The 10,968-nt window shown below is 41.4% G+C and carries 4 protein-coding genes and 1 pseudogene; 4 read left to right on the forward strand and 1 reads right to left on the reverse strand.

Annotation, left to right across the window (positions count from 1 at the left end; translation table 11 throughout):
- Positions 1-55 precede the first annotated feature (55 nt).
- The 3 genes from NBH15_RS22425 (at position 56) to NBH15_RS22435 (ending at position 6,409) form a co-directional block, all read left to right on the forward strand.
- Complete coding sequence (locus tag NBH15_RS22425; RefSeq protein ID WP_250823594.1) at positions 56-2,446, forward strand: glycoside hydrolase family 95 protein; 2,391 nt, start codon at positions 56-58, stop codon at positions 2,444-2,446.
- Between the two features lie 212 nt (positions 2,447-2,658).
- A complete protein-coding gene (locus NBH15_RS22430) occupies positions 2,659-4,044 on the forward strand; it encodes an alpha-L-fucosidase (protein WP_250823595.1) in 1,386 nt (461 codons plus the stop codon).
- A gap of 22 nt (positions 4,045-4,066) precedes the next feature.
- Positions 4,067-6,409 carry a glycoside hydrolase family 3 N-terminal domain-containing protein gene (locus NBH15_RS22435; RefSeq protein ID WP_250823596.1) on the forward strand — a complete coding sequence of 781 codons (2,343 nt, stop codon included), beginning with the start codon at positions 4,067-4,069 and terminating at the stop codon, positions 6,407-6,409.
- 504 nt (positions 6,410-6,913) lie between these two features.
- Here NBH15_RS22435 and NBH15_RS22440 read toward each other — a convergent pair.
- A pseudogene (locus tag NBH15_RS22440) lies at positions 6,914-8,130 on the reverse strand (transposase family protein).
- A gap of 236 nt (positions 8,131-8,366) precedes the next feature.
- Between NBH15_RS22440 and NBH15_RS22445 the strand changes: the two are divergent.
- Positions 8,367-10,850: a SusC/RagA family TonB-linked outer membrane protein gene (locus NBH15_RS22445; RefSeq protein ID WP_250823598.1), complete on the forward strand. Its 2,484-nt coding sequence runs from the start codon at positions 8,367-8,369 to the stop codon at positions 10,848-10,850.
- Positions 10,851-10,968 lie beyond the last annotated feature (118 nt).

Consider the following 10,968-nt stretch of genomic DNA (forward strand, 5'->3'; position numbering starts at 1 on the left):
TAGCGAGATGGATGTTAATCCTCTGAAATCCGATTATAAATAATTGAGAGATATTATGGAAAACACTTTTATAAAAGTTATCCGGTACCTGTTACCGGTTGCATTATTGTCTTGTGCCGGAGGTCAACCTCCGGCAAAGGATCTGTCTTCGACCATCCTTTATATGGACCAGCCTGCCGCTTCCTGGTATGAAGCGACTCCTATAGGCAACGGTCGTTTGGGTGGGATGGTTTATGGGGGAGTAACCAAAGATACCATCCGTACAAACGATGATACGTTTTGGAGCGGCGAACCACGGGATTTGCAGCGGCCGGGAGCTTATAAATGTCTTCCGGAAATACGAAAATTGCTGTTGGGAGAAAAGAACCTGGAGGCCCAAGAGTTGATCGATAAACATATGCTTGGCCCCTGGAACCAGAATTATATGCCTTTGGCCGATATTCTGCTGGAATGGCCTGGCGACGGGAATGTCTCCGGATACAGAAGAGAGTTGGACCTGAACCGGGGAGTAGTCACGATTACATATACGCAGAATGGAGTTAATTATAAACGGGAACTGTTTGCTTCATACCCCGACCAGGCTCTTGTAATGAATATCTCTGCAGATAAGAAGAACGCTGTTGAGTTTATCGCCGGCCTGGGTAGTCAGATCAATAACCGGACAAAGGTGGAAGGTGATCAGATTGTAATTAACGGGCAGGCTCCCTGGCATACCGATCCTAATTATACAGGCGTTCATCCTCCGGTATATAAGGAAGGGAAAGGCATGCGTTTTGAAGGTCGGTTATTAGTAAAGCAGGAGGGAGGAACAATTTCTGCCCAAGATGATAAATTACATGTAAAAGATGCAGTATCTGCCACTATTACTTTTGTTGCAGCCACCAGTTTTAACGGTTTCGATAAAGATCCTTCTGTAAACGGAAAAGATGAAAAAGTAATATGTGAAAAATATCTTTCCTCGCTGGAAACAAAGAAATACCCTGATTTATATAAGGCGCATCTGGCAGATTACTCTTCCCTGTTCGGACGGGTAAGTATCGATTTGGGTGAATCTCCGGAATCAAATTTACCGATTAACCAGCGAATAAAAAATTATAAACCCGGCATGGACCCGGCCCTTACTGCTTTGTATTTCCAGTTCGGACGCTATCTGCTTATCTCGGCTTCACGGCCAGGTTCGCAGCCGGCAAACTTACAAGGTATCTGGAATCAGGACATGCAACCCGCCTGGAGTGTAAACTGGACGATCAACTGTAATGCGGAGATTAATTACTGGCCGGCTGAGATTACCAATCTTTCCGAATGCCATTTCCCAATGTTCGATATGATCCGGGAAACCTCTGTCGACGGTGCCAGAACAGCAAAGAACCTGTATAACTCCCGTGGTTGGGTAGCCCATCATAATCTCGATATATGGCGTACGACCTGGATGGTTGGAGGAACCGGATTATATTCTTTGTTCCAGGTAGGAGGTGCTTGGCTTTGCCAACATATCTGGGAACATTATCTGTTTACTCTGGACGAGGATTTCCTTCGCGATCACTATGATTTATTAAAGAGTGCTTCCTTGTTTTATTTGGACAACTTGCAAACGGACCGGGATGGGTATCTGGTAACGAGTCCATCCGAATCTTTTGAGAATGGTTATATCAAACCGAATGGTGAGGAGGGATGGGCCTGTATCGGTTCCGCCCAGGATATGCAGATCATTCGTGCTTTGTTTGAAAACACGATGAAAGCAGCAGAAATTCTGAATGACGGAGCTTTTAAAGAAGAAGTGGCAAAAGCATATGCTAAACTGCCTCCGATGAAGATCAGCCCAAGAACAGGACAACTACAGGAATGGAACGACGATTGGGAACCTTCCAATCCGGCCAGCGGACAGGTCGGGCATGGCTGGGCATTTGCCGTAGGAAATCAAATAACGCTGCGTGGAACACCTGAACTGGCTCAGGCTTTCAGAAAAACGATAGAGTACCGGCGTCCGGGTTATTCTTATAACAGTGGTAGCTGGACAGGATCATTCCCAGCCGTTTACTGGGCCCGTTTTGAAGAACCGGATAGTGTGCAACGTGTGATAGACCGTCATTTTGACCTGGCTTTATCTCCGAATCTGACTTGCGAATTTATGAAATCATGGCAAATAGATGGAAACTTAGGTATTACTACCGCCATTACCGAAATGCTTTTACAGAGTCATGCAGGGGAAATCAGCTTGTTGCCAGCCTTACCGGCAAAATATCCGACAGGCTCTGTTACCGGATTGCGGGCACGTGGTGGTTATGAGGTCGATATTTTCTGGAAAGACGGAGTATTGACTAAAGCAGTGATTAAAGCGGATAGGACGAAGGGGGATGAAATTATCCCAGTGCGTTATGCAGGCTTGGTGAAATCAGTTAAGTTGGCAAAAGGGCAGACTATCGTATTGGATAGTTCTTTGGAATAAATAGAACAGAAAGTGTATGGACCGGGCTGAGATTGAATGTCGTCTGACAAATCAATCACTCGCTCAGTCCATACATTTTTTTTGTTACATATTGTCTGGATTACATTTTGACATTTGGGATATTTTCTATAACTTGCCGTGATTTTTAATACTAAATCTGATTTGACTTAAACGAAAAATTAAGAATGTACAATAATTAAAACAATCATTTTATGAAATTCCAGAAAACACTATTCGGATGTTTAGTTGGTGTAGCTTTGTCTATGAATGTAAACGCCCAAGAAGTACAAGGATTCGTTCATGAACGTTCTACTGATTATGAATGGCCTACAGATCAACAGATCTTGGATAAACTTGATAAATGGCAGGACCAGAAATTCGGTGTATTATTCCATTGGGGGCTTTATTCGGTTCCGGGTATTGTAGAGTCATGGTCTATTTGTTCAGAGGATGTAGACTGGATTTCCCGTAAAAAGGATATGACCTATGATGAATACAAGAAGTGGTATTTCGGTTTAAAGGAATCATTGAACCCGACACAGTTCAATCCGGACAAATGGGCTGATATTATGAAGGATGCCGGAATGAAATATATGATTTTTACAACCAAACACCATGATGGTTTCTGTATGTTTGATTCAAAATATACAGATTTTTCTATTGCAAACGGTCCTTTTGCCAATAACCCCAAAAAAGATGTGGCCCGTTATGTCTTTGACGCATTCCGTCAGAAGGATTTCATGATCGGGTGTTATTTCTCCAAACCGGACTGGCATTGCGAATGGTTCTGGAATCCTTATTTTGCAACTCCCAACCGTCGCCAGAATTATAAGATAGACCGTCATCCGGACTGGTGGAAAAATTACCAGGAATTTACCTATAACCAGATGGATGAACTGATGACTAATTATGGCAACTTCGATATCCTTTGGCTGGATGGCGGCTGGGTGACCGGTGAAGATGTCCATCTGGATAAATTATTGAATAAGGTACGTACTTCTACTCAACCCGGACTGATTTCCGTAGACCGTACTATCCGTGGAAAAAATGAAAATTATCAAACTCCGGAACGTAGTATTCCTGAGACTCAGTTGAATAATCCCTGGGAAAGTTGTATTACTTTGAGTAACGATTGGGGATGGGTTCCTAATGCTCCTTATAAATCTCCGACGAAAGTAATCGGTCTGCTGGCTGAAATCACGGCAAAAGGCGGATGTCTGCTGCTGGGTGTCGGTCCTACGCCACAGGGTACTATTGAAGATGCTGTTGCAGAACGTCTGCATGTGATTGGTGACTGGCTGAGAGCCAATGGAAAGGCCATTTACAACACTCGTATCACTCCGGTTTATAATGATGGAAATGTTTGGTTTACAGCTGATAAGGACGGTAAAACATTATATGCTGTTTACGCTTTGCCGGAAGGAGAGAATTTGCCTGAAACAATTGAATGGACAGGAAACATTCCGACAGGTAAAATGAAAATGCTGAAAGGTAACAAAACAGTAAAATATACCAGCAAGGACGGTAAGGTAAGAGTCACCCTTCCGAAAGGGTTGAAAAACGAACCGATTGCTTTGCAGTTTACTTCTGATAAATAACTGAAATAAAATAACTTGTTATATGAGTAAAACAACAACTTTAATTATCGGCCTTGCCATTTGTGCGGGACAGGCCGTGGCGCAACAACCGTTATACAAGCAGGCTACGGCTCCTGTTGAAGACAGAGTAAACGATCTTATAGGACGTATGACGGTTGAAGAAAAAGTCGGTCAGTTATGTTGTCCGCTTGGTTGGGAAATGTATACTAAAACGGAAAACGGCGTTGTTGCTTCCGACCTCTATAAAGAACGGATGAAGACGATGCCTATCGGTTCATTCTGGGCAGTCCTCCGCGCCGATCCCTGGACACAAAAGACTTTGGAGACAGGATTAAATCCGGAACTGTCAGCTAAAGCATTGAATGCCTTGCAAAAATATGCTGTAGAAGAAACCCGTCTGGGAATCCCTGTGCTGTTTGCAGAAGAATGTCCTCACGGACATATGGCGATTGGTACCACTGTCTTCCCGACATCTTTGTCTCAGGCAAGTACCTGGAATGCAGAGTTAATGCATCGGATGGGAGAAGCTATTGCCCTGGAAGCACGTTCACAGGGGGCCAACATCGGTTATGGTCCGGTGCTGGATATTGCCCGTGAACCACGTTGGTCACGTATGGAAGAGACTTTCGGTGAAGATCCTGTGCTGACAACTCATCTGGGGGTTGCCTTTATGAAAGGTATGCAGGGGAAATCGCAGAATGACGGAAAGCATTTGTATTCTACCTTGAAACATTTTGCCGCTTATGGCATTCCTGAAGCCGGACATAACGGTGCACGTGCCAATGTCGGTATGCGTCAGTTATTTTCCGATTATCTGCCTCCTTTCAAGAAAGCAGTGGAAGAAGGGGTTGGAACGATTATGACTTCCTATAATTCTATCGATGGTATTCCCTGTACTTCTAATAAATATTTATTGACGGATGTTCTCCGTGATCAATGGGGTTTTAAAGGGTTCGTTTATTCGGATTTGACAAGTATCGAAGGCATTGTCGGGGCAAGAGTGGCGAAAAATAATAAGGAAGCTGCCGTTCTGGCTTTGAAAGCCGGTCTTGATATGGACCTGGGAGGAAATGCTTATGGAAAGAATCTTCAGAAAGCTTTGGAAGAAGGTGCTATTACCATGGATGACCTCAACAGAGCGGTCGCTAATGTCCTTCGTCTGAAATTCCGCATGGGGTTGTTTGAGAATCCGTATGTTTCACCGGAACAGGCTAAACAGGTGGTACGTTCAAAAACTCACAAAGAACTGGCTCGCGAAGTTGCCCGTGAAGGGATTGTTTTACTAAAAAATGAAGGTGTATTGCCTCTGAAAAAAAATATTGAAAGTATAGCTGTAATCGGTCCGAATGCGGATATGATGTATAACCAGTTGGGTGACTACACGGCTCCTCAGGAACGTGAAGAGATTGTTACAGTACTGGATGGTATACGAAAAGCCGTTTCTCCTTCAACGAAAGTGAATTATGTAAAAGGCTGTGCAATCCGTGATGTAACGACCAGTAATATCCCGGCAGCGGTGGAAGCTGCCCGTGCTGCCGATGCAGTTGTTTTGGTTGTCGGTGGTTCGAGTGCCCGCGATTTCAAGACAAAATATATAGGTACAGGTGCAGCGGATGTTTCTAATGATGGAAACCAACTCCTGTCGGATATGGATTGTGGCGAAGGATATGACCGTAGCACATTGCGTTTACTGGGCGATCAGGAAAAACTCCTGGAGGCGGTAGCTGCCACAGGCAAACCATTAGTTGTTATTTATATCCAGGGACGTACATTAAATATGAACCTGGCTTCGGAAAAGGCACAGGCGTTGCTTACTGCCTGGTATCCGGGTGAACAGGGTGGGGCAGCTATAGCAGATGTTTTGTTTGGCGATTATAATCCTGCCGGACGTTTGCCTGTATCCGTACCCCGCAGCGAAGGTCAGTTACCCTTATTCTATTCACAGGGAAAACAGCGTGCCTATGTCGAAGAAGAAGGAACGCCTCTTTATGCATTTGGCTATGGATTGAGCTATACTAAGTTTGATTACAGTCAATTGGAACTGCAGAAAGGTAATGGAAAAGATGTCTTGCAAACGGTCAGTTGTACGGTTACCAATACCGGAGACTGTGACGGGGAAGAAGTTGTCCAGCTTTACATCTGTGACAAAGTAGCCTCTGTTTCTCAGTCCCCAATCCTGTTAAAGGCTTTCGAACGTATCTCCCTGAAGATAGGTGAAAGTAAGAAAGTCACTTTCACATTGGGTGAAGAAGAACTGTCTCTTTATAATATGGAAATGAAGCAAGTGGTAGAACCAGGAGACTTTAAAGTCATGGTTGGAGCAGCTTCGGATGATATCCGGCTGGAAGGAGAATTTACATTGTAATAGAGGTTTCTATATCTAAAAGAAGAGGCTGGATTCTCTTGTTATACAAGGAGAGTCCAGCCTTTTTGTATTTAATACGATGTGGGCAGGTAAGCTGTTTTGTATTCCATTGCTTATACTATTGCATTTGGTAGTGCAATCCTTTGCATTCAGCAGTGCAGAAGTTTGCATTACTTAATGCAAAATCTTGCATTAAGTAGTGCAAAAACATCAGGATAGTATGTTATTATCCTTCTTAGGAGAGATGTTATGGAAAATGATTATGAGGAAGCAAAAGAAATACTGAAACAGGAGTTTCCTGAATTGGTAGGAGAAGAATAAAATTGTCTAGTTCCCAATTTGACACATTATTAAAAAATCAGTTCCGTATTTAAAACTTTTTGCCATCAATGTAATACCTGTCGAGAATGAAATCATAATTTACTTTGTGTTTGTAAATCTTTATCAACTCTAACATTGTATAAAGGTATTATTATTCAATAGTTCGTTAAAAAATCGCCAAGCCTAAGCGGCTCTGGCAGTAAATAAAATGAGTTCTTTGAAAATTTTGTCAATTAATGTCGTGTCCGGCTGAATACCGAACACGCAAATAAATCTTCAAGCATATAAGCATTGTGTATGAATGACTTGCAAGAGGATATAGAATAGACTATTCCGAGCCTCTTACATGCCGCTTTGGCCAAGTTGACAGCAGCAAGCGATGCATTGAAGTGAAAATCCAACTTTCTGAAGTCAGTTGACTGACAGTTGGTAATTCCAGCATGCTGCTTTCCATCTCTAAAGCAAAATTTCAATTGGAACCTGGTTCTGTAATAATCCAGGACTTCGCGTCCCTCCATGGAATCGTCTGTAGAGAAATAAAGCTGCCACTTGTCTGTCCTCCCGTCCATCGGATACCAGACGGCCAAGGAAACATACCTTTTGAGGGCTTTTACATATACCCTCAATCCGTATAGTTTTCCCTTGTTCACCTCATATTCCTTGCACCGGGTCAAATCCAATTTGGCAAAGTCGATTTTGCCGTCAAACCACTTGGGATGCCCACGTTTTCCTGTTTTCTTTTCCAATGTCGGATAGTACAGGACCACGTCGTTCCTAAAGCGGCTGATGACATGGAAATCGTTCTCGCACATAGGCGTTATGAAAGTTTCCTTGGAAAAGAATGCGTCTGCAACCACCGTTGTGGATATGCTCTGTAGCTTGTCTTTTCTACTGATAAGATAGCTGCTATAACAGTCAACCAGGTTCTTGCCCATATTATCCAAGGTCTTACAGTCCGGCGTCTGAATGGAGCCTAAAGTCATGCATTCATGGTTGTCGATGTCAATGACACCGATGCCCATGATTTCCAATCCTCGCTTATAATCCCCGGCACAGCCTGACCAGAAGTAACCAATCCAAGGTGTCTTATGACCGGACTTGGGGATATAGGAAGGATCGATGGCGATGGCTTTTCTTCTACTTGTGAGATGCTTGCTGATGATAGAGGCGTTGAACGCAAACCAGTCGAATGTTTCATACTCAAAAAGGTTACGGTATGTCTGTTCCGAAAAACATCCATACCTGCCCAATTGGAGGAAATTTATACGATCCGGGATGGCCATGAATAATTTCATGGTATCCATGAAGGTCTTTTCAAAAGGTTTGTGTATATTCGCAACAGATTTGAGAGCCAACAGGCACTCAGATTGGTATTGCATAAGGAGTGTTTCTTTAGTCATAATCAGAAGAGTTGAGAAACTTCTAATTTACTAAAAACAAACAAATTATGCAATACTTTTTACCTCTATTATCAGTAGGTTATCCTTTTTTTAGTACATTTTCTCATGCTTAACCATTCGTTTTTGACAACATTTCAATGACCTCTTTAATGTTTTCGAACCGGCTTTTGCTAGTTCTATTGTTTAACTTTTAAATTTTCGGTGAAAATTTACCGAAGTGTTGTACTATTAAAAATATGAGACGCAAAAATTTAAAACTAAGTGGAATTCCTTTATTAGCATATTTACTAATAATAGGAAATCCTTTATTGTGTAAAGGAAATGTGAATTACCACGTTGAAAAAACGACTTTTAATGGAGTTGATCAAAAAAAAGCTGTTTCAGGAACAGTTTTGGATGTGACAGGAACTCCGATTGTTGGCGCAAATGTAGTGGTTAAAGGAACTATAAACGGAACCATTACCGATAAGGACGGTAAATTTTCTTTGGATGTAGAAAAAGGGACTACTTTGGTCGTTTCTTATATAGGATTTGCCAGTCAAGAGATTTTGATTGGAAATCAGACCAAGATCTCTATTTCTTTGGAGGAAGATTCTGAAGCATTAGAAGAAGTGATAGTTGTTGGTTATGGAGTCCAGAAAAAAGTTAATATGACAGGTTCTGTTGCTGCAATAGATTCTGAATCATTGTCGAATAGACCGGTTACAAATGTATCTACAGCTTTGCAAGGAATGTTACCTGGTGTGACTGTTGTACAGAATAGTGGACAGCCAGGAAAGGATAATTCAACGATTCGTATTAGAGGTGTTGGGACATTAAACAATGCCAACCCTATGTATGTTGTAGATGGCTTGATTGTTTCTACCATCAATGATATTGATCCAAATGATATTGAAAGTATTTCTGTTTTAAAAGATGCGGCATCAGCTGCTATTTATGGTTCTCGTGCAGCTAATGGTGTCGTTTTGGTGACAACAAAGAAAGGTAGTAAAAAAGCGGCTACATTACGATATGATGGTTATGTTGGTTGGCAGTCACCTACGGCATTGCCAGAATATTTACCTTCTCATGAATATGCGGAATTGTATAATAAAGCATTGATCAATGAGGGAAAACAGCCATTGTATAGTGATGCAGAGATTGAATTATTCCGGAATGGAAGTGATCCGGATAATTATCCGAATACCGATTGGTTGGGATTATTTTATAAAGACAAGGGGTTTCAGCATAGCCATAGAGCTGAAGTCAGTGGAGGAAGTGAGACAACTTCTTATATGTTCTCTTTAGGTTATTTAGGACAGGATGGTATTGTTGATAATTCAGACTTTCAGCGTTATAATCTGAGAGGAAATATCAATACGACGATAGGAAAGTTTTCTGCTGGCGTGAATTTCTCATATACTTATGGTAATACAAATGAACCAATCAGTTCATGGACAGGTGACTTTTATCAGATTCTTCGCCAAATTAATCGTATAGCACCGTTTGTTCCTTATAAGTATTCCAATGGTTATTATGGCTATATAGCAGATGGAAGTCCGATGGCATGGGTTGAATCTGGTTCGATCCATAATCAAAAATATTATACAACTCGGGCTGTTGGAAATGTTGGATATGAGTTTATTAAAGGGTTAAAGCTTCAGGAAGTGATTGGTTATGAGCATACGGGTGATACTGACGAAACATTCTTGAAAGATATTCAATATTATAACTGGAAAACTGGAGAACCAACTCAATACCAAGGACCTAATAGCCAGACTGATGATAGAGAAGATTACATGATGTTGAGTCTGCAAACCTTGTTGACATATAATAATACTTTTGGAAAACATACTATTGGTGCTTTGGCTGGTTTTTCTCAAGAATATAGTCGTCGAGATTGGACAATTGGTAAACGTATCAATTTTTTGAACAATGATTTGTGGGAATTGAATGCCGGTTCTCCAGATGGACAGACTGCACAAGGATCTGCAAATGAGTATGCACTGCGTTCTTTCTTTGGTCGGGTAACGTATGATTATGATAATAAATATTTGTTTGAGGCAAATATCCGTCGTGATGGTACATCTCGAATCCGTCGTGAGACTCGTTGGGGAACATTCCCTTCATTCTCTGCAGCTTGGAGAATTATCAATGAGCCTTTTATGGAATCTACGCGAGATGTGTTGTCTGATTTGAAACTTCGTGGAGGTTGGGGTAAGTTAGGTAATCAACAATTAGGAACAAATACTCGTGCATACATAGAATATTATCCATATCAGTCAGTATTATCTCAAAAGAATTATGCGTTTGGTGGTACCGTTAATCAAGGTGTCGCACCTGTAGCAGGAGCTAATAGTGATTTAAAATGGGAAACATCAAAAACTACAAATATAGGTTTGGATGCAGGTTTCTTACAGAATATGTTTACAATATCCGTGGATGCATATTGGAAAAAGACATATGATATTTTGATGAAGTTACCTGTTAGTACATTATATGGTTTGGAAGCTCCATATCAAAATGCTGGTGAAGTAACAAATAAAGGTGTTGAAATGCAATTGGGATATAAATTGTCAAAAAATGATTTTACTTTCAATGTGGCTGCAAACATCGCTTACAATAAAAATGAAGTGACGAATTTGCACAATGATGGAGCAGAAATATGGTTGAATAGTTATTCTTTACGTCAAGAAGGACTTCCAATTAATGCGTTCGGAGGATATGAAGTCTTAGCCTGAATAATTCATAGTCTCCACAAAAAAGAGAACGCCCTTCTTGTATATTTGCAAGAAAAGCATTAACTTTAAGGTGTTAAAAATAAACTTAATACCGGCGTTCTCATGTGCAAAGATACAA

Origin of the sequence: Parabacteroides caeci (genome assembly GCF_023656795.1) — a bacterium.
GTDB classification, from domain to species: domain Bacteria; phylum Bacteroidota; class Bacteroidia; order Bacteroidales; family Tannerellaceae; genus Parabacteroides; species Parabacteroides segnis.